This is a genomic window from Streptomyces blastmyceticus, assembly GCF_039521185.1.
In the GTDB taxonomy this organism is placed as follows: Bacteria; Actinomycetota; Actinomycetes; order Streptomycetales; family Streptomycetaceae; genus Streptomyces; species Streptomyces blastmyceticus.
This window is the reverse complement of the sequence record NZ_BAAABW010000028.1, coordinates 304497-322225: the sequence shown is the minus strand read 5'-3', so window position 1 is coordinate 322225 and position 17729 is coordinate 304497. Positions and strand designations below refer to the sequence as shown.

Below are 17729 nucleotides of genomic sequence, written 5' to 3'. Positions count from 1 at the left end.
CAGCCCGTCCGGCGTTTGAGGACCGGGGTCTGGGGCGGAGCCCCAGTTTCGGGAAGGGGCGGGGTAGGGGAACAAAACCCGCCGGGCCGCACGCGACCGGGGGCCCGGGGCGGAGCCCCGGCCTCCTACCGGCGGAACGCCGACGGATCGATCGAAACCAGCCGCTTCACCGCCGCCGGAACAAACGCCCCCCGATCCTCCCGCTCCTCCACCCCCCGCAGAGCAGGAAGCACAACCCGCGACCCCGCGTAGCGGAACGGCTCCGGCGGCAACCCCCCACCAGGAGTCCGGGCGAAGCCCGAGGAGGACCACTCGTCGCGCGTGCCGAGCACAAGAGAAGCCAGCACCTTGGCCATGAGCTTCGAGGGCCCGACCCCGTCGCCCGAATACCCGGTGCCGTAACAGACGTTCGGCACCGACCGCAGCCACCCGGCGAACGGCACGCCCGTCACCGCGTACTCGACGGGCGCGGTCCACGCCCCGGCGATCGGCACGTCCGCGAGGTCGGGAAAGATGCGCAGGAACTGGCGCCGCATCTCGGCGGGCCGCAGCGGCTTGCCCCACATGGTGTCGGGGCCGGTGCTGCCGTATCCGACACCGGAGCCGCCCTTGCCGAAGACGAGGCGCCCGTCGGGCGTGGTGCGGTAGTAGTTGAGCCGCCGCCGCGAGTCGCACACGGAGGTGCCGTCCGTCCAGCCGCGCTCCGCGAGCCGGTCGGGGATGGGGGTGGTGAGCACGGTGTCGCTGGCGATGGTGACCATGCGCCGCCCGATGTCCTCCAGCTGCCCGGCCCAGGCGTTGATGGCGAGGACCACGCGGTCGGCGGAGATCGTGCCGCGCGGGGTGACGGCCTCCGTGCGGCGGCCCGTGCGCAGCCCGGTGAGGGGCGTCCGCTCGTGGATGCGGATGCCGCTCTCCAGGGCCACGCGCCGCATGCCGCGGGTCAGCTTCGCGGGCTGGACGGTCGCGCAGCCGGGGTCGACGACGCCGCCGTGGTGGGATTCGGTGCCGACCATGCGGCGGGCCTCGTCGGCGGAGACCTGGCGCAGCGGCTCGATGCCCGCGCGGGCCAGCTCGTCGAGGGTGTCCTCCCAGGCGCCGAGCTGGGCGCGGTTGGAGGCGGTCCACAGCCACGGTCCGCGCCGGTACTCCGCGTCGATGCCGTGCTCGTCGACGAAGGACAGGATCTCGTCGACGGCCCGCTCCGACGCCTCGCCCAGGCGCCGCGCCTCCTCGTGGTCGCCGATGGCGACCAGGCTGCGGAAGCGGGCCCACATGGGCATCAGGAAACCGGCGTTGGCGCCGCTCGCGCCGCCGCCGCAGATGTCGGCGTCGATGAGCACGATGTCGGTGCCGGGCGCCCGGCGGATGATCTCCAGGGCGGTCCACAGGCCGGTGTAGCCGCCGCCGACGATGCACACGTCGCACCGGACGTCGCCGTCGAGCGGCGGCGACTTGCCGTCGTCCGGCTCGGCGGCGAGGGCGTCCCGCAGCCAGGCGGTGCGCCGCTCCGGGGTGGGGGCGCTGTTCGGCCAGGTGCGGGGGAGTGCGAGGCCGGTCACTTTCGATCCTCCGTGGTGGGTTCTGTCATGGTTCCCGCCGGCCGGCCAGCGAGGGTGTCCGGCACTCCCCGGCGGCTCTGAGCAGGTCGATGCGCGAGTTCACCCCGAAGCACTTGAAGAGCTTCCGCAGGTGGTAGTTGACGGTGTGCGGGGACAGCCCCAGTCGGCGGGCCATCTGCTGATTGGTCAGTCCCTCGCCGACCAGCAGGAGCAGTTCGTGCTGCCGGGGGCTGAGCGGCGGGTGGTCCGGGGGAGTGGGGGCGGGGGAGGCCGCGGCGGTTGCGTGCGCCGCCTCGTCCGCGGGCGGTACGGGCTGGCGTACGGCCCGCAGCACCGCCGCCTCCCGGTACAGGGCGCGCTTGAGGGCGTCCGGCACCGAGTCGTCGATGATCTGCCGCAGCAGCTCGTTGTGGAAGACGGTGCGCGTGCCGTCGTTGCGTACGACGCCCGTGGCGCACGCCTCCTCCACGACGGGCAGCAGCGCCGAGGGCGAGGAGTGCAGCATCGTGGCGAGCTCCTCGTACTCCATCTCGCTGCCCAGGACGGCGGCCACGCACAGGAGTTGGCGGCACTCGCGGGAGTACTGCGCGAGCGTCGTGCCCACCCGGGCGCGCAGCCGGTCGGGGAGCCGGGGCGTGACCAGGGTGGCCTCGTCGCCGTCGATCCGGATGCTCTGCTCCTCCCGCATGCCGGTCAGGAGCTCCACGATCAGCCGAGGGTGGCCGTCGAACTGCTCGACGAGCCGGACGACCAACGGCGAGGGCACCGCGCCCAGGGTGTCGGCCGCGAGCTCCAGCGCCGCGGTGGGCGGCAGCGGGCCGAGGCTGATGCGTTCGCAGCGGCTGGTGGGGTCCGACAGCAGGACGCAGGAGGGGTCGGGTCCCATGCCGGTGCGGCGGGCCGCCACCCAGACGACGTGGTCGTGGTGGAGGCCCCGGCGCAGCGCCGCCGTGCGCTCCGCCCAGCCGGTCAGGCCCTGGAACTCGTCGATCAGGACGAGGATCGGGCGTACCGGGCCGCGGTAGCGGGCGGACACCTCGCGGTGGCCGGGCGCCTGGAGGCGGTGCGGGGCCCGGGCGGGGCGGGCCGGGCGGCCGGTCCGCGAGGAGCCGGCGGTGACATAGCCGAGGCGGTCCGCCAGGGTCATGCACTCGCGCATCAGGCGGGTCTTGCCGCAGCCCGGCTGGCCCTCGATGACGACCACCGCGCGGCCACCGCCGCGGCCGTGTTCGAGGACGTCGTGGATGCGCGCCATCTCGCGCTCACGGCCGCGCAGGGGCTGGTCGATGGGGGCGCTGAATGTGGTGAGCACGGGTGGGATCCACCTCCCTTGGATGTGGTCGTCGGGCGTCGGGCGGTACGGGCGAGGGGCGGCCGGCGCCCGGTCTCAGCCCGCGCCGCCGTAGCGCCGCACACCCACGGTGCGAAAGCGCCCGGCCACGAACGCGGTGTCGCAGTAGACCGCGTTGGCGGCGGGGTTCATGCCCGTGCCGTGCAGGTCGGAGTAGACGGCGGACTGCGTGATGTACCAGCGGCCCATCAGATTCAGCGAGAGCATCACGCCGACTTCGGCACAGGCGTTCACCAGCGCCGCCTCCACGTCCGGCGAGGTGGTGTAGGCGCCCGCGGACAGGGCGCCCCGCTCGCGGGCCGTACGGGCCAGCAGCTCGATGCCCGCGGCGGCGGAGTCCACGGCGACGGCGAAGAAGACGGGCCCCGGCCACTCGGCGGACAGCGTCGCCAGGTCCTCGGCGCGGGCGGCGTCCAGCGCCACCACGGCGGGCGTGCGGATCACCGCGTCGGGGAAGCGCGGGTGGACCACGGCCCGCGGGGGCACGGCCGGCTCGCCGAGCGCGCCCGCCGCCGCCTTCTCGACCCGCGCGAGCACCTCGGGCCCGAGCAGCGCCCCGAGCAGCGCGCCCGCCTCGCCGTCGTCCGCGAGCAGCGTGCCCAGCGCGTCACCGAGGTCGGCGACGACCTGGGCGTACGTCTTGTGGCCCTCGTCGGTGGGGATGCCGGAGCGGGGGATCAGGAGGTTCTGCGGGCTGGTGCAGAGCTGGCCGCTGTAGAGCGCGAGGCTGAAGGCGAGGTTGGCCAGCATGTCGCGGTAGTGCGCGGTGGAGTCGATCAGCAGGCTGTTCACGGCCGACTTCCCGGTGAAGACCTGCGCCTGGCGGGCGTGGGCCTCCAGCCAGTCGCCGAACGGGGTGGAGCCGGTGTAGTCGACGATCGCCACGTCCGGGTGGGTGGCGAGGGTCTTGGCCAGCGCCTCGCCGGGCCGCTCGGGGGCCAGGCAGACCAGGTCGGGGTCGAAGCCCGCCCCGCGCAGCACCTCGCGGGCCACCTGGACGGTCAGGGCGAGCGGCAGGACGGCCCGGGGGTGCGGCTTGACGAGCACGGCGTTGCCGGTGGCCAGCGAGGCGAAGAACCCGGGGTAGCCGCTCCAGGTGGGGAAGACGCCGTTGCCGATCAACAGGCTGATGCCGCGCGGCCGGAGCGTGAAGGTCTTGCCGATCGTGAGGGGCGCGGCGCCGTCCTGCGGCTTGCTCCACACCGCGGTGGCGGGCAGCCGCGTCTGCTCGGCCACGGCGTACGCGACGGCCTCCAGACCACGGTCCTGCGCGTGCACGGCACCGGCGTGGAACGCCATGACGTCGTTGTGGCCGCTGGTGTGCATGGCGGCCTGCGCGAACTCGTGGGAACGGGCGTTGATACGGGCGAGGATCTCGACGCACACCGCGGCACGCGTCTCCACCCCGGCGTCCCGCCACACCGGTATCGCCGCGCGCATGGCCGGCAGCAGGACCGCGGGGTCGTGGTGGTCGTAGGAGATCCCCAACTCCCCGCCGTACGGCGACCGCTCGCCGCCCTCGGCGGGCGAGGGGCCCACCACGCCGTCCCGGCCGGGCTGGCCGAGGCCCAGGTGGCCACCGCGCGAACGGCGGTGCGCCGCCTCGCCGTTCGCCGCGCCGTCGGGGCCGTAGGCGGTGGTGTCCTCGGTGTAGGGGGACCAGTGCTCCCGCGTGCGGATGGTCTCCGCCGCGCGGTCGAGAGTGGGCCGGTGCCTGCGCACGAGCTCCTGTGTGTCGATCTCCCGTGTGCTGATCTGCCGTGCGCCGGTGCCGCCGTCGTCCCGGGTGGACCGTGGTCGAACCACACCGTCGCAGCCGGATCGCATGCCCATTCCCCCGTCCCCCTCGCAATCCCCCGTGACAGCGCCTCACATGGCGGTGTCGTACACCATTCATGCACAACAGGGGGTGTCCTGCACAAGGTTCGCAATGATTCGACATAGAGTTTTTAAACTCACGTCAGTTGGGGGTTTCAATGCGGGACACTTGAGAATTTTTCAAAGTTTGAAGCGGCCGCGGCGGGGGTCCGCGGCCGCTGGTCAAAGAGGAGCCGGCCAGTCCATTTTCACTCCGGCTCAGCCGGTGCTCGCCGCCCCGACCTTGGGGACGCGGCCGAAAAGCGTCACCAGGAGAGCGCCGATCGCCAGCGCTCCGCCCAGCCACATCACCGACTCGGTGCCGTAGCCGTCGACCATCAGACCGCCCGCCGTGGCCCCCACGGCGATCGCGCCGTTGAAGATGCCGACGAAGAGCGAGGTCACGCCCTCACGGGCCTCGGGCGCCGCCGTCGACAGCCACGTCTGCGTGCTGACCGACACACCGCCGTACGAGATGCCCCAGACCGCCAGCAGGATCAGCGCGCCCGCCGTGGACACCCCGAGCTTCGGGACCAGCAGCACCGACACCGCCAGCACCGCGCTGATCGTCAGCAGCGTGCCCTTGATGGTCTTCCCGACCCGGGAACCGGCGAGGAAGTTGCCCGCCACACCGGCGATCCCGTAGACCAGCAACAGGGTGCCGATCAGGCTCGCCTTGACGCCGGAGACCTCCTCCAGCACGGGCCGGACGTAGGTGTACGCGGCGAAGTGGCCGCACACGAGCAGGGCCACGACGGCGAGCCCGGTGGCCACCTTGGGGTTGCCGAAGAGCCGCATCACACCGCCCAGGCCGACCGCCTGCTCGGCGGGCAGCGGCGGCAGCAGCACCGCCATCGCGAGCGTCACCAGGAGCGCCAGCGCCGCGATCGCGAGGAACGCCTCGCGCCAGCCCGCCCATTCACCGATGTACGTCCCGGCGGGCACGCCCAGCACGGACGCCACCGCGATCCCGCTGAACACCATGGAGGTCGCCGGCCCCGCGGATTTGGCCGGAACCAGCCGTACGGCCAGCCCGCCCGCGAGCGACCAGACGCCGCCCATCCCGATGCCGATCAGCACGCGGGCCACCATCATGACGGTGAAGTTCGGCGACCAGGCGGCGAGCACGTTCGCGGCGGTGAGCAGCGCCATCAGCGTGCAGAGCACCAGCCGCCGGTCCAGCCGGCCCACCGCGGAGGTGACCAGCGGCGCGGAGAGCGCCCCGACGATGCCCGTGACGGTCAGGGTCAGGCCGGCGGTGCCCTCGGAGACGTCGAGCGCGTCGCCGACAGGGGTGAGGAGACCCACCGGCAGCATCTCCGACGTGACGACCGTGAAGGTCCCGGCCGCCACCGCCACAACGGCCAGCCACCCCTTCACCGCCGCGTTCCCCGGAGCCGGGGCCCCGGTGGTCATGTCATCAATTTTTGCCATGTCCCCAGCCAACTCGGCCGGACGAGGGGGAACAATCGCGAAGTCCTAATGCTTCTATGAGGTGGATTAATCGACGCGGTATCAGGGGGCCGTGCATCCGTGGGGCCGCCTGCGGAAGTGGGGGGCACACATGGCGGTCACGGCGCGGAAGTCCGCGAGCGGTCTGGAGATCCGCGAGCTGGAGTGCTTCCTGGCCCTCTCGGAGGAACTGCACTTCGGACGGACGGGGGAGCGGCTCTACGTCTCGCAGGGGCGCGTCAGCCAGCTCCTGCGCTCCCTGGAGAGCCGCATCGGCGCCCGTCTCGTGGAACGTACCAGCAGACGCGTCCGGCTCACCCCGCTCGGCGAGGACTTCCTCTCCTCCCTCCGCCCCGCCTACGACGCGCTCCGCGCCACCGTCGAGGACGCCTGCGTCGCCGCCCGCGGCGTCTCCGGGCGGCTGCGCGTCGGCTTCCAGGGCACCGCCGACGACCGCTTCATGGCCGTCGTCGGCCTCTTCGAGGACCGCTACCCGGACTGCTCCACGGAGATCACCGAGGTGCCCCTCTCCGACCCCTTCGGCCCGCTCCACCGCGGCGAGGTCGACATCGCGGTCGTGCTGCTCCCCGTGGCGGAGGACTCCCTCGTCCTCGGCCCGGTCTTCTCCCGCCAGCCGCAGTACCTCGCGGTCTCCAAGCGGCACCCCTTCGCGTCCCGCACGGTCCTGTGCGCGGAGGACCTCGCCGACTCGCCCCTCGTCGGCGTCCGCGGCCCGGCCCCCGCGTACTGGCGCGAGGCCCAGGCCCCCACCCGCACCCCCGACGGCCGCCCCGTCCCCGCGGGCCCGATGGTCGCCACCCTCCAGGAGGGCCTCTCCCTCGTCGCCGCCAACCGCGGCGCGATGCTCCTGTGCCACCCCACCGCCGAATACCACCACCGCCGCGACATCGCCTACGTCACCCTCACAGGCATCCCCGACTCGGCCCTCGGCCTGGTCTGGAACCACGACCACGAGAACTCCCGCATCCGCGCCTTCGCGGAGGCGGTGGAGGAGACGCTGGTGTAGGGCGACGGGCGGTGATGTGACGCCCTGTCACCGAGCGGGTGCGGCGCTTTATGATCGCAACTCCAAGGGGAGGGGGCGCACATGGCGGCAGGCGACTCGGCGTCACGCAGGGCACAGGAGGCCCGGCGGCAGGAACGGCTCCTGCGGGAGCAGTGGCAGGCCGCGCGCCGGCAGGCGGGCCGCTGGGAGGCCGCGAGCGAGGGGGAGCGGCAGGTCGCCGCGCAGCTGCTCGTCCTCACCGAGCGGGGCTGGCGGCTGCTGGTCGACCGGCGCTGGCCCGGGACGCGCTCCGGCAATGTCGACATGCTGCTGATCGGCCCGGCCGGGGTCTTCGTCATCGACGTCAAGAACTGGCGGTCGCCCCCGGAGGTCTCGGGCAGTCGCCTGAGCGCGGGAGGCGAATCCCGCGACGGCGACTACGGCAAGCTGCTGGCCATGACGAAGGCGGCCGAGCAGGCCGTCCTGGACTTCGGCATGTCGCCGGTGGCCGTCCAGCCCCTCATGGTCTTCGCCGGACAGCGGGTGCGCGGCGAGCTCGGGCGTGTGCGGCTGCTGGGCGAGCACGAGGTGGGCCCGGTGCTCCTCGCGGAACGGCAGCGGCTGCGCCCGGCGATGGTCGGCGCCATCACCAGGCACCTGGAGCAGGTCTTCCCCGCGTACGAGGGCTCGGCCGTCGCGCGGGAGGAGCCCGCGCGCCCGGACCCTCAGGACGACGGCAGGACAGGCCTGTTCGACGTGGAGAAACTGCGGGAAGCCGCGATGGCCGCGGCGCGGGAGGCGCCGATCGAGCAGTGGATGACCTTCCTCCACCCGGACCAGGCCGCCCTGGTGGGGCGCAGGTGGTCGGGCCCGGCCCGGATCAGCGGGCCCGCCGGCACGGGCAAGACCGTGGTCGGCCTGCACCGTGCCGCCCACCTCGCGCAGCGGACCAGCGGCCGGGTGCTGTACGTCACGTTCGCGAAGAACCTGCCGCGGGTGCAGAGCACCTTCCTGAGGACCATGGCCCCCGCCGTGGCCGATCGCGTCGACTTCCGCAGCCTGCACTCCTGGGCCCAGGAATTCCTCCACGAGCGCGGCATAGCCAGCCGCTCCACAAGGAGAAGGCCGAGACCGCCTTCAGCCTGGCCTGGGCGGGTGTGGGCCGGGACAGCTGCCTCGCCGAGAGCAGCGCCACGCACCAGTACTGGCAGGACGAGATCCGCTATGTGATCAAGGGGCGGGGGATCACCGCGTTCGAGGAGTACGCCGTGCTGCCCAGGCGCCGCCGCTCCACCCGCCTGCGGCGCCCGCACCGCGAGGCCGTGTGGGCCCTCTACGAGGCCTACGAACGGAACCGGAGCGACCGCGAGGTTCACGACTTCGACGACACCTCGCCCTGGCGCTGAAGGAGGCCCGCGAGCATCCGGACCGGTCACCGTACGGCGCGGTCGTCGTCGACGAGGTCCAGGACCTCAGCCTGGTGGGTGTCCGGCTCCTGCACGCTCTGGTGGGCGACGCACCCGACGGTCTCCTCCTGATCGGCGACGGCCAGCAGTCCGTGTACCCCGGAGGGTTCCGGCTGTCGGACGCGGGTGTCGACATCCGGGGCAGCCGGGGGCAGGTGCTGCGCGTCAACTACCGCAATTCCAAGGAGATCCTGGACGCGGCGCTGGCGGTGGTCGCCGAGGACGCCTTCGAGGACCTCGACGGCGTCCGGGTCCCCGGACGCCGGGAAGTCGACCTGACCTATCACGACGGGCACGTCGTCCGCGTCACGGAAGACACGGTCGAGGAACACGACCGGGCGCTGCTCGAGGCGCTGCACGCCCATGCCCGGTCAGGGCCCGCGCGGCCCTGGGGCGACAGTGCGGTGCTCTGCCCCTCCTGGGCCGCCCTCCGGCACTACCAGCACCTCCTGACCCGGGCGGGCATCCCCGTGTGCCCGCTGGAGCAGTACGACGGGCAGCCGGTGGACGCCCTCAAGCTGGGCAGCTATCGGCGGGCCAAGGGCCTGGAGTTCAAGCACGTCCACCTCCCCCGGCACGACGCCGAGCTGCACGGCGGAGCGCCCGGCAGCGAGACCGTCCAGGAGCGCCGCGAACTCGCGCGCAGCCAGCTCTTCGTCGCCATGACCCGGGCCCGCGACACCCTCTGGCTCGGCAGCGTCCGCGCGGACCGGGAGCACCGGCCGCCGGAGTGAGGCCCCCGTGAAACGCAGAACACCCCTCCGCCCGGGTTTCCACGGGCGGAGGGGTGTCGCTGGCGGTAGCGGTGGGATTTGAACCCACGGTGGAGTTGCCCCCACACACGCTTTCGAGGCGTGCTCCTTAGGCCGCTCGGACACGCTACCGAGAGAGAGCTTAGCGGACGTTGGGCCGTGCTCTGAAATCGGTGTGCGGGGAGGGGCTCGGGAAGGGTCGGGGGGCCGGTCAGCGGGTGCGGAAGAAGTCCGTGAGCAGGGCCGCGCAGTCGTCGGCGAGTACACCCTCGACGACCTCGGGGCGGTGGTTGAGACGGCGGTCGCGGACGACGTCCCACAGGGAGCCGGCCGCGCCCGCCTTCTCGTCGGCCGCGCCGTAGACGACGCGGTCCAGGCGGGAGAGGACGATCGCGCCCGCGCACATCGTGCACGGCTCCAGGGTCACGACGAGGGTGCAGCCGGTGAGGCGCCACTCGCCGACGGCCCGCGCGGCGTCGCGGATGGCGAGCACCTCGGCGTGGCCGGTCGGGTCGCCGGTGGCCTCGCGCTCGTTCCGGCCGCGGCCGATGACGGAGCCGTCCGGGGCCAGGACGACGGCGCCGACCGGCACGTCACCGGTGCCGGGGGCCAGCGCGGCCTCCGCCAGGGCGGCCCGCATCGGGCCGTGCCAGGGATCCCGTACGGGGTCGTGCCCGGGGGCGGGTACGGGATCGGGCCGGTGGCCGGAGCGGCCGGGGACGGCTTCGTTCATCGCACCAGTGTGCGTGACCCTGTCCGGCGGGCCGTCAGCGGACGGCCTCCAGGACCTCGGTGCAGCCGAGCGCGTCCGCGATGCCGCTCAGCGCGTCCCCGTCGAAGGACCGCAGCTCCCGCGGGCCCACGCCGAGGTCCTCCAGGATCAGGTGGTCGCCCAGCGGCCCGGCGGGCACCGGCCGGGCGGCGGCCGAGGCGTCTGCCTCGTCCTCGTCCGGCTCGGGCTCGCCGTCCTCCGTGCCGTCGAGGTCCGGGAGGCTGCCCAGGTCGCTCTCGGCCTCGTCGCGGCCGAGCAGCTCGTCGGTGAGCATCGAGCCGTAGGCGTTGCGACGGGCGGCCGCGGCGTCGGAGAGGTAGACCCGGGGGTCGTCCTCGCCGTCCACCCGGACGACACCGAACCAGGAGTCCTCCTGCTCGATGAGCATCAGGACCGTGTCGTCGTCGACCGAGGACTCACGGGCCAGGTCGGCGAGGTCGGACAGGGTTTCCACGTTGTCGAGTTCTGTGTCGCTCGCTTGCCACCCGTCTTCGGTGCGCGCGAGCAGTGCGGCGAAGTACACCGTGACTCTCCCACTGGTCATAGGCGGTGCCGGGCCGGACGGGGACCACCCCGCCCACTCGGAATCGTGGCAGAAACCCGGCCGTTGCGAGAGGTCTTCCGCGCTGCGTCGTGCAGCAGTCCGAAGAGATGTGCCTCACGCGGGCTCCGTACGGGCGTCGCGGGTACGGGCGTGTCACCGAGCGTGTCGCGCCGCGGCCGCCCGCCGGGCGGCCGCGGGCGGGCATCGGCGGCTCACCAGCGGAAGGTCCGCATCCGCATCTGTTGCCGCATCCGGGCGGCCCGTGCCCGGCGCGGCTGCACGCGGTCGCGCAGCTCCTTCGCCTCGTTGAGCTCGCGGAGGAACTGCGCCCGTCTGCGCCGGCGCTCCGTGTCGCTCTCGTCCTCCGCCGCCCTCGGGGGCCCGGGGTCGTCGCCGGGCCCGCTCCCGTACGTGTCGTGGCCGCGCCGGGTGTCCGGGTTGTCCGGGGTGCCCGCCGTGCCGGCCGTGTCCGTGGTGTCCGGATTCTCGCGGGTCTCGCGGTCAGCCATGGGCAGCACCACCTCGCGCCGAGGTCCTCGCCCGGAGCCACAGACCGGGCGTACGTGCCCACTTTCCCCCTAAGTGGTGGTTTGATGCCAGTGCAGCGACGGACTGTCGGAGGGCTCCGCGAGGGCACTGCCGCCCACCGCGCGGGAGCTGGCGCCCGAAAGCTCGGTTAATGTCGATGTCATGCGGATCCACGTCGTCGACCACCCGCTGGTGGCGCACAAACTCACCACGCTGCGCGACAAGCGCACGGACTCTCCCACCTTCCGGCGTCTCGCCGACGAGCTGGTCACCCTGCTCGCGTACGAGGCCACGCGCGATGTGCGCACGGAGCAGGTGGCCATCGAGTCCCCGGTCACGGCGACCACCGGCGTCAAGCTGTCCCACCCGCGCCCCCTGGTGGTGCCGATCCTGCGCGCCGGTCTCGGCATGCTCGACGGCATGGTCCGGCTGCTGCCGACGGCCGAGGTCGGCTTCCTCGGCATGATCCGCAACGAGGAGACCCTCAAGGCGGAGACCTACGCGACCCGGATGCCCGAGGACCTCTCGGGCCGCCAGGTGTATGTGCTGGACCCGATGCTCGCCACCGGCGGCACGCTGGTCGCGGCGATCAACGAGCTGATCGAGCGCGGTGCGGACGACGTCACCGCGATCACCCTGCTGGCCGCCCCCGAGGGCGTCGAGGTCATGGAGCGCGAGCTCGAGGGCGCGCCGGTGACCGTGGTCACCGCCTCCGTCGACGAGCGGCTCAACGAAGACGGCTACATCGTCCCGGGCCTGGGCGACGCGGGCGACCGCATGTACGGCACGGCCGGCTGACGGTCCCGTAGGAGCACGGAAAGCACACGGTGAGGGCCCCGCGACCGGGGCCCTCACCGCGGCCGTTCACGCCGGAGTGCGGTGAGCGGTCAGCACTTCGCCGGCGCGGGCGCCGGCGCCTTGGACGCCGGGGACTGCGACGGCGAGGGGGACGCCTCCTGCGAGGCGGGCTCCGACGCGGGCTCGCCGCCCATCTCGGTGAGCGCCCGGTCGGCGTCCTGCTTCGCCGAGAGCTCCTTGAACTCCGCGCCGAGGATCAGGTCGACGTCCTCGCCCGTGCGCTGGTCGTTCCTGACCTCCGTGCCGCCCAGCTGGGTGCCGAGCACCTTCAGCGACCCGTCGGCGGTCTCCGGGGCGCCCAGCAGGAGCCCCACATTGGCGACCTTCTTGTCGTAGAGCTCGGGGGCGTTCCCCACCTTGCCGATCCTGAAGCCGCGCTTCTTCAGCTCATCCGCGGTGATCTTGGCGAGCCCGCCGCGCGGCGTGGCGTTGTAGACGTTGACGGTGATCTCGTCGGGCCTGGGCAGTGGCCTGGGGGCGTCCGCGCGGCCGGCCGCGGCCGCCTTGCAGTCGCCCTTCCCGTTCTTGGTGCTCTTGCCGCCCTTGCCGTGTGCCGCCTGTGTCGTCTCGTCGCCGCCGGAGAAGACGTCGACGAGCTGGAGCGTCCCCCACCCTGCCAGCGAGAGCGCTGCGGCGACGGAGACGGCGGCGAGCACGATCCTGCGGCGATTTCTGGGGCGGCGCATGTGCGGGAAGCGATTGCCCGTGATGCGGTATTTTCCGCCCATGCCGGGAGGGGTGAGCATGCTCATGGGCGCAGCGTAGTGCCGGGCGGAGCCGCTGCCTACTAGATGATCAATGGGTTGCGCGCACGCCAACCCGAAAGGCCGAACAACGGCCGGAAACAGGCTCCATTCGGGCCGCAGGGCCCGGCGTTGACCTGTCGACTGATCAGTGCGACCGGTCGGTTCAGCCCAGTTCGAGCACGCGTGCGTGGAGCACCTGGCGCTGCTGGAGCGCGGCGCGCACGGCGCGGTGCAGACCGTCCTCCAGGTAGAGGTCGCCCTGCCACTTCACGACGTGGGCGAAGAGGTCTCCGTAGAAGGTGGAGTCCTCGGCCAGCAGGGTCTCCAGATCGAGCTGCTGCTTGGTGGTCACCAACTGGTCGAGCCGCACCGGGCGGGGGGCGACGTCCGCCCACTGCCGGGTGCTCTCCCGGCCGTGGTCGGGGTACGGCCGCCCGTTTCCGATGCGCTTGAAGATCACACGGAAAGCCTACCGGGCCAGTGGTCCCCGGCGCAGCCACGGCGCGGGAGTGCGAAGGCGACAATCGGCCGCATACCGGGAGTGAAGCCTGCCGGGCGCCCGGAAATATCCGGTCGCCGGCGGTGGTCAGCTGTTCGGGGGCACGAGCACGACGCCCGTGTACTCGACGGCGGACGTCCCCCGGTTGGCGTAGGAGTGCGGACGGTCGCCCGCCATGCGCAGTCCGTGACCCGCGGGCAGCACGGCCTCCTGGCCGCCGACGGTGACCGTCAGCGTGCCGCGCCGCACGTGCAGGAGCTCGACCGTCCCGGCGAGGTGGGACTCGCTGTGGTGCTCCTCGCCGGGCGCGAGCCGCCAGTGCCACAGTTCGCCGCCGACCGGCTGGGTGGCGCCGGTGACGAGGGTGCCCGTGCCGCCGTCGGGGCCGCTCCACAGGACGGGCTGGTCGGCGGGCGGCGACGGCTGGAGCAGGGGCGCCGCGGGCTGCTGGAGCAGGTCGGTCAGGGGTACGCCGAAGGCGTCGCAGAGGCGGATCAGGGTGGCGAGGTTCGGGTTGGAGCGGGCGTTCTCCAGCGCGACGAGCATGCCCTTGCTGACGTGCGCGCGGCCGGCCAGCGTGTCGAGGCTCCAGCCCCGTTCCTTGCGCAGCGCGCGGGCGCGGGCGGCGACGGCCTCCATGACGGACCGGTCGTCGGCGGACCGGTCGTCCTTCCCGGCGGGCCGGTCGTCGGCGGGCGTGCTGTCGGAGCTCATGGCGCCCATCTTCCCGCAACTTCGACTTCCGGTCGGTCGGTGTTACCGTCGAGTGCAGTGGAATGACCAACGGGAGGCTGACATGACGGTGGATCTCGACACGGTGGCCGGGAGCGTGCGGGTGGACGACGCCGTGCGCGCGCTGCGGCCCGACTTCGCCGTCCTGGCGATCGCGGCGGACGGGCTGCCGACGGGCCCGACCGACGCCTGGTCGCGCGGCCTCCTCAAGGACGCCGCCCAGTCCGTCGCCGAGGTGGACGTCACGGCCGAGCCGCACATCGCCGCCTGGCGGCAGGCGTACGCGGCGTTCGGCGCCAAGCCCGGCCGCACGCGCAACAGCGCCGAGGCCCTGATCCGCCGGGCGCCCGCCGGGCTGCCGGAGGTCAACCTCCTCGTCGACGTCTACAACGCCGTCTCCGTCACGCACCGCCTGCCCGTCGGCGGCGAGGACCTCGGCGCGTACGAGGGCGCGCCGCGCCTGGTCCGCGCCTCGGGCGACGAGCGCTTCGACACGGTGGCGAACGGCGGTCCCGCGGTCGAACACCCGGAGCCCGGCGAGGTCGTGTGGTGCGACGACCTCGGCGTCACCTGCCGCCGCTGGAACCACCGGCAGTGCGTACGGACGCGCATCACCGAGACCACGACCTCCGCGCTCTTCCTGCTCGAACGGCTCGACCCGCTGCCCTTCGAGGCCCTCGACGCGGCGGCGGAGGACCTCCTCGGCCGCCTCCGCGAACGCGCCCCGGGGCTGCGGGCGGTGACCCGCCTGGTGCGCTGAGCCTGCGCGATCACCGGTTTGTGCAAGGGCAGTTGGGCGAGGCGGTGCCACTGGCCGCGTACGCCCCGGTGCACAGGTGTATGAAGCCGGATATCACTTCTTCGGCGGCTTCTTCGAGGCGGCCGCCTTGGCCGCGCGCTTCATCTCCTGCTTGTGCGCCCGCACCTTGGCGAGCGACTCGGGCCCGGTGATGTCCGCGACCGAGCGGTACGCCCCCTCCTCGCCGTACGCCCCGGCCGCCTCGCGCCAGCCCTCCGGCGTCACGCCCAGCCGCTTGCCCAGCAGCGCGAGGAAGATCCGGGCCTTCTGCTCGCCGAACCCGGGGAGCTCCTTCAGCCGCTCCAGCAGCTCCGCGCCGCTGCCGACGTCGCCCCATACGGCGCTCGCGTCACCGCCGTAGTGCTCGACGAGGTACTGGCAGAGCTGCTGGATCCGCTTGGCCATCGACCCCGGATAGCGGTGCACCGCGGGCTTCTCCGACAGCAGCGCGGCGAACGCCTCGGGGTCGTGGGCGGCGATCTCGTACGCGTCCAGATCGTCGCGGCCCAGCCGTCGCGCGATGGTGTACGGACCGGAGAACGCCCACTCCATGGGGACCTGCTGATCCAGCAGCATGCCGATCAGCGCGGCGAGCGGGCTCCGCCCGAGCAACTCGTCGGCGTCCGGCTGCTGGGCGAGGTGAAGGGTGATGTCCATGCCCCGATGATCGCCCCGGGGAGGGCGCGGGAGGCGCTCCCACGCCCCGCGGTCACTTGTCGGCGTGGCCGCCGAGGTAGAACAGCAGCATGATGAAGCCCGCGAAGACGTGTGTCACGAAGACATAGACCAGGACGCGCAGGGCGACCTGTTTCTCGCGCCACTTCTCGGTGTCAGCGGCCATCACGGGCCTCCCTCACTCCGGGACGGCCCCGGTGACCCCGCAAGTCTATCGCTGCGGTGTTCGATCACCGGGGCCGTCGAGTGTCTGGAGTGCCCGCATTCGCTCCCCCGGTTCCGGGGGAATTGTTCGGTCGTTCCCGGAGCGGCTACTCCGCGATCTCGGTCCGCTCCCACCACTCGTAGACGACCAGCCGGCCCTCCCCGGTCTCCTGGTGCCGTGACGTGACCTTGAAGTGCTCGTACCCGCCACGGAACGGGATCTTCAGCTCGACCCCGGGCGGAGTGATCGGCACGATGCGCTCGGGCAGTTCGTCCGGCCCACCTTCGAGGAATGCTCTGGCAGCGCTGCTCATGCCCCAGTCTTCCCACAGAACCTCGGGCCACCGCTCCCCGGCGCGCCGACGGCCGCCGACCCCGGGAGCCGGATCTTCCGTGCGGGCCGTTGACGCCCCCGCGGGCGCGGGCCGCGTCAGTGCTGCTCGGGCGCCTTCTTGGTGATCGCGTCCGCTATGCGCAGCGTCATCTGCATCTGGCTCTCGTCCCGGTGGGTGGGGTTGAAGGAGTACTCCGCGCGGCGCTTGCCGTCCTGGGTGGAGACCATCGCGGAGTTGTAGCCGTACCGCTCGCCGGTCTTGCCCCACAGGGTGACGCCGTTCATGGTGACCGCCTGCAGGCCCATGCTGTAGCTGGCGGGGGAGCCGCCCTTCAGCATGCGCACGTCCTGGGACGGCAGGGTGAACATCTTGTCCAGCTGGGGCTTCGGGAGCAGCTTGCCGGAGAACAGCGCGGAGATGAAGCGGTCCAGATCCCCGGTGGTGGAGATCATCTCGCCCTCGCCCCAGGCCTCCGACTGGTTGTAGTCGGTGGCGTCCTTCAGGGTGCCGTCGGACATCGCCAAGTAGCCGTGCACGTGCGGGCCGTGGATCCTGGGGTCGTTGCCGGGCAGGGAGGTGTTCCTGAGCCCGAGCGGGCGCAGGATGCGGGCGTCGATCTCCTTGCCGTACGCGTGGCCGGTCACCTTCTCGACGAGCATCGCGGCCAGCACGTAGTTGATCCCGCGGTACTCCTGCTTGGTGCCCGGCCGGAACTTCAGGGGCTTCCGCGTCGACACGGCGACGAGCCGCTCGGGGGTCCACTTGTCGTAGCGGTGCGCGAGGACGTCCTCCGGGGTCGTCTTCTGCGGTACGTCCGCGCCGCTCTCGTCGGGGAGGCCGCTGGTGTGGTTCAGCAGCTGGCCGACGGTGATGGGGGCGTAGTCCTTCGGCAGCAGGCCGGGCAGATAGCGCTGGACCGGGGTGTCGAGGTCCACACGGTGCTCGGCGACCAGCTGCAGCACGGTCGTGGCGACGAAGACCTTGGTGATGCTGCCGATCCGGAACCGGTCGTCCGCCCGGACGGCCTGGCCGGTGCGCAGGTCGGAGGTGCCGGAGGTGCCGTACCACTGGCCCGCGGAGCCGCTCACCCGCAGCTGGGCCGCGGTGGCCTGGGGGTGCTGGAGGTCGGAGATGGCGGCCCGCAGCGCCTTGGTGTCGAGGGGCGGCGGCGTGGGCGCGGCGGCCGCGGCGCCGCTCGCGGGGAGGACGGCGGTCAGCAGCAGTGCGCCGGCCACGGAAGCGCCGACCAGGGCCCGGCGGGGCAGGGAGAAGGAGGTCATGGCTCCATGCTGTCGGCCGGACGCCCCCTGATCATCCGGGGCCGTCCCCCAGAGGACCCGGACGCGACCCTGAGACGTGCCGGGGTCGGGGGGACGTGTGTCCTCGGGGTGTGCGGGCGTACGGCCTTGCACCGCAGTCGAGTTGGGGACAGGGGCGGGTTTGCGGAGGGGGTCCGGATATACGTCAGGACGCCAAGCGATAATCAATCCTCCGGTTTCTTGGGGGAGTTGTGTCCATCGCGTTGTGTCAGGCGTTGTGGAGCATCGGTAGCGGTCATTCCGGTGATCGTGGTGTGACGCCGACTGATAGC

Annotated in this window: 20 protein-coding genes and 1 tRNA gene; 6 read left to right on the top strand and 15 right to left on the bottom strand. The window is 72.6% G+C overall.

Annotation, left to right across the window (positions count from 1 at the left end; all coding sequences use genetic code 11):
- Window positions 1-125 precede the first annotated feature (125 nt).
- From ABD269_RS29190 to ABD269_RS29175, 4 genes are all read right to left on the bottom strand, one after another.
- On the bottom strand, window positions 126-1562 hold the full coding sequence (locus tag ABD269_RS29190; protein ID WP_344122706.1) for an NAD(P)/FAD-dependent oxidoreductase: 1437 nt from the start codon (window positions 1560-1562) through the stop codon (window positions 126-128).
- Between the two features lie 25 nt (window positions 1563-1587).
- Window positions 1588-2874 (bottom strand): helix-turn-helix transcriptional regulator, encoded by a 1287-nt coding sequence (locus ABD269_RS29185; RefSeq protein ID WP_344122704.1) that lies wholly within the window; start codon window positions 2872-2874, stop codon window positions 1588-1590.
- A 75-nt stretch (window positions 2875-2949) separates the two neighbouring features.
- On the bottom strand, window positions 2950-4668 hold the full coding sequence (gene paaN, locus ABD269_RS29180) for a phenylacetic acid degradation protein PaaN (protein WP_425573004.1): 1719 nt from the start codon (window positions 4666-4668) through the stop codon (window positions 2950-2952).
- Between the two features lie 321 nt (window positions 4669-4989).
- The gene (locus ABD269_RS29175) at window positions 4990-6186 is read right to left on the bottom strand and encodes an MFS transporter (protein ID WP_301893858.1); all 1197 of its coding nucleotides are present in this window, start codon (window positions 6184-6186) and stop codon (window positions 4990-4992) included.
- A gap of 148 nt (window positions 6187-6334) precedes the next feature.
- Between ABD269_RS29175 and ABD269_RS29170 the strand changes: the two genes are divergently transcribed.
- The 4 genes from ABD269_RS29170 (at window position 6335) to ABD269_RS29155 (ending at window position 9428) form a co-directional block, all read left to right on the top strand.
- Complete coding sequence (locus ABD269_RS29170) at window positions 6335-7249, top strand: LysR family transcriptional regulator (RefSeq protein WP_344122698.1); 915 nt, start codon at window positions 6335-6337, stop codon at window positions 7247-7249.
- Window positions 7250-7330: 81 nt separating this feature from the next.
- Entirely contained in the window at window positions 7331-8458 is a 1128-nt protein-coding gene (locus tag ABD269_RS29165) for a nuclease-related domain-containing protein (protein WP_344122696.1), read from the top strand.
- A complete protein-coding gene (locus ABD269_RS29160) occupies window positions 8386-8634 on the top strand; it encodes a hypothetical protein (RefSeq protein WP_344122694.1) in 249 nt (82 codons plus the stop codon). Before ABD269_RS29165 ends, ABD269_RS29160 begins: the two co-directional genes overlap by 73 nt.
- Window positions 8553-9428: a UvrD-helicase domain-containing protein gene (locus tag ABD269_RS29155; RefSeq protein WP_344122692.1), complete on the top strand. Its 876-nt coding sequence runs from the start codon at window positions 8553-8555 to the stop codon at window positions 9426-9428. The genes ABD269_RS29160 and ABD269_RS29155 overlap by 82 nt, the downstream gene beginning before the upstream one ends.
- A gap of 60 nt (window positions 9429-9488) precedes the next feature.
- On the opposite strand, the gene ABD269_RS29150 is transcribed toward ABD269_RS29155, so the two are convergent.
- The 4 genes from ABD269_RS29150 to ABD269_RS29135 all read right to left on the bottom strand — a co-directional run bounded on the left by ABD269_RS29150 (window position 9489) and on the right by ABD269_RS29135 (window position 11271).
- Window positions 9489-9578 (bottom strand) — tRNA-Ser (locus ABD269_RS29150).
- 79 nt (window positions 9579-9657) lie between these two features.
- Window positions 9658-10179 (bottom strand): tRNA adenosine(34) deaminase TadA, encoded by a 522-nt coding sequence (gene tadA / locus ABD269_RS29145; protein ID WP_344122689.1) that lies wholly within the window; start codon window positions 10177-10179, stop codon window positions 9658-9660.
- Window positions 10180-10213: 34 nt separating this feature from the next.
- Window positions 10214-10741 (bottom strand): tRNA adenosine deaminase-associated protein, encoded by a 528-nt coding sequence (locus ABD269_RS29140; RefSeq protein ID WP_301893855.1) that lies wholly within the window; start codon window positions 10739-10741, stop codon window positions 10214-10216.
- Between the two features lie 233 nt (window positions 10742-10974).
- Window positions 10975-11271: a hypothetical protein gene (locus ABD269_RS29135; RefSeq protein ID WP_301893854.1), complete on the bottom strand. Its 297-nt coding sequence runs from the start codon at window positions 11269-11271 to the stop codon at window positions 10975-10977.
- A 181-nt stretch (window positions 11272-11452) separates the two neighbouring features.
- Here ABD269_RS29135 and upp point away from each other — a divergent pair, with 181 nt between their 5' ends.
- Window positions 11453-12088 (top strand): uracil phosphoribosyltransferase, encoded by a 636-nt coding sequence (gene upp / locus ABD269_RS29130; protein ID WP_116213009.1) that lies wholly within the window; start codon window positions 11453-11455, stop codon window positions 12086-12088.
- Between the two features lie 89 nt (window positions 12089-12177).
- Here the strand turns inward: upp and ABD269_RS29125 are convergent, their stop codons facing one another.
- The 3 genes from ABD269_RS29125 to ABD269_RS29115 form a co-directional block, all read right to left on the bottom strand.
- Entirely contained in the window at window positions 12178-12900 is a 723-nt protein-coding gene (locus ABD269_RS29125) for a LytR C-terminal domain-containing protein (protein WP_301893852.1), read from the bottom strand.
- Window positions 12901-13057: 157 nt separating this feature from the next.
- Window positions 13058-13354: a type II toxin-antitoxin system VapB family antitoxin gene (locus ABD269_RS29120; RefSeq protein WP_003986294.1), complete on the bottom strand. Its 297-nt coding sequence runs from the start codon at window positions 13352-13354 to the stop codon at window positions 13058-13060.
- A 126-nt stretch (window positions 13355-13480) separates the two neighbouring features.
- Window positions 13481-14107: a helix-turn-helix domain-containing protein gene (locus ABD269_RS29115; protein ID WP_301893836.1), complete on the bottom strand. Its 627-nt coding sequence runs from the start codon at window positions 14105-14107 to the stop codon at window positions 13481-13483.
- Window positions 14108-14189: 82 nt separating this feature from the next.
- Here ABD269_RS29115 and ABD269_RS29110 point away from each other — a divergent pair, with 82 nt between their 5' ends.
- Window positions 14190-14885: a B3/B4 domain-containing protein gene (locus tag ABD269_RS29110; protein WP_344122684.1), complete on the top strand. Its 696-nt coding sequence runs from the start codon at window positions 14190-14192 to the stop codon at window positions 14883-14885.
- Between the two features lie 93 nt (window positions 14886-14978).
- Here the strand turns inward: ABD269_RS29110 and ABD269_RS29105 are convergent, their stop codons facing one another.
- The 4 genes from ABD269_RS29105 to ABD269_RS29090 form a co-directional block, all read right to left on the bottom strand.
- The gene (locus ABD269_RS29105; RefSeq protein ID WP_301893832.1) at window positions 14979-15581 is read right to left on the bottom strand and encodes an HhH-GPD-type base excision DNA repair protein; all 603 of its coding nucleotides are present in this window, start codon (window positions 15579-15581) and stop codon (window positions 14979-14981) included.
- 52 nt (window positions 15582-15633) lie between these two features.
- Entirely contained in the window at window positions 15634-15765 is a 132-nt protein-coding gene (locus ABD269_RS29100; RefSeq protein WP_301893831.1) for a DUF6126 family protein, read from the bottom strand.
- Between the two features lie 145 nt (window positions 15766-15910).
- A complete protein-coding gene (locus ABD269_RS29095) occupies window positions 15911-16117 on the bottom strand; it encodes a DUF5988 family protein (protein WP_301893829.1) in 207 nt (68 codons plus the stop codon).
- Window positions 16118-16233: 116 nt separating this feature from the next.
- A complete protein-coding gene (locus tag ABD269_RS29090) occupies window positions 16234-17418 on the bottom strand; it encodes a serine hydrolase domain-containing protein (protein WP_344122679.1) in 1185 nt (394 codons plus the stop codon).
- Window positions 17419-17729: the final 311 nt, after the last annotated feature.

Excerpts from the sequence above, each read along its gene's own strand:
- ABD269_RS29175 (WP_301893858.1), bottom strand. The coding sequence starts at position 6,186 with ATGACCACCGGGGCCCCGGCTCCGGGGAACGCGGCGGTGAAGGGGTGG.
- ABD269_RS29170 (WP_344122698.1), top strand. The coding sequence starts at position 6,335 with ATGGCGGTCACGGCGCGGAAGTCCGCGAGCGGTCTGGAGATCCGCGAG.
- ABD269_RS29165 (WP_344122696.1), top strand. The coding sequence starts at position 7,331 with ATGGCGGCAGGCGACTCGGCGTCACGCAGGGCACAGGAGGCCCGGCGG.
- tadA (WP_344122689.1), bottom strand. The coding sequence starts at position 10,179 with ATGAACGAAGCCGTCCCCGGCCGCTCCGGCCACCGGCCCGATCCCGTA.
- ABD269_RS29135 (WP_301893854.1), bottom strand. The coding sequence starts at position 11,271 with ATGGCTGACCGCGAGACCCGCGAGAATCCGGACACCACGGACACGGCC.
- upp (WP_116213009.1), top strand. The coding sequence starts at position 11,453 with ATGCGGATCCACGTCGTCGACCACCCGCTGGTGGCGCACAAACTCACC.
- ABD269_RS29125 (WP_301893852.1), bottom strand. The coding sequence starts at position 12,900 with ATGAGCATGCTCACCCCTCCCGGCATGGGCGGAAAATACCGCATCACG.
- ABD269_RS29115 (WP_301893836.1), bottom strand. The coding sequence starts at position 14,107 with ATGAGCTCCGACAGCACGCCCGCCGACGACCGGCCCGCCGGGAAGGAC.
- ABD269_RS29110 (WP_344122684.1), top strand. The coding sequence starts at position 14,190 with ATGACGGTGGATCTCGACACGGTGGCCGGGAGCGTGCGGGTGGACGAC.
- ABD269_RS29105 (WP_301893832.1), bottom strand. The coding sequence starts at position 15,581 with ATGGACATCACCCTTCACCTCGCCCAGCAGCCGGACGCCGACGAGTTG.
- ABD269_RS29100 (WP_301893831.1), bottom strand. The coding sequence starts at position 15,765 with ATGGCCGCTGACACCGAGAAGTGGCGCGAGAAACAGGTCGCCCTGCGC.
- ABD269_RS29095 (WP_301893829.1), bottom strand. The coding sequence starts at position 16,117 with ATGAGCAGCGCTGCCAGAGCATTCCTCGAAGGTGGGCCGGACGAACTG.
- ABD269_RS29090 (WP_344122679.1), bottom strand. The coding sequence starts at position 17,418 with ATGACCTCCTTCTCCCTGCCCCGCCGGGCCCTGGTCGGCGCTTCCGTG.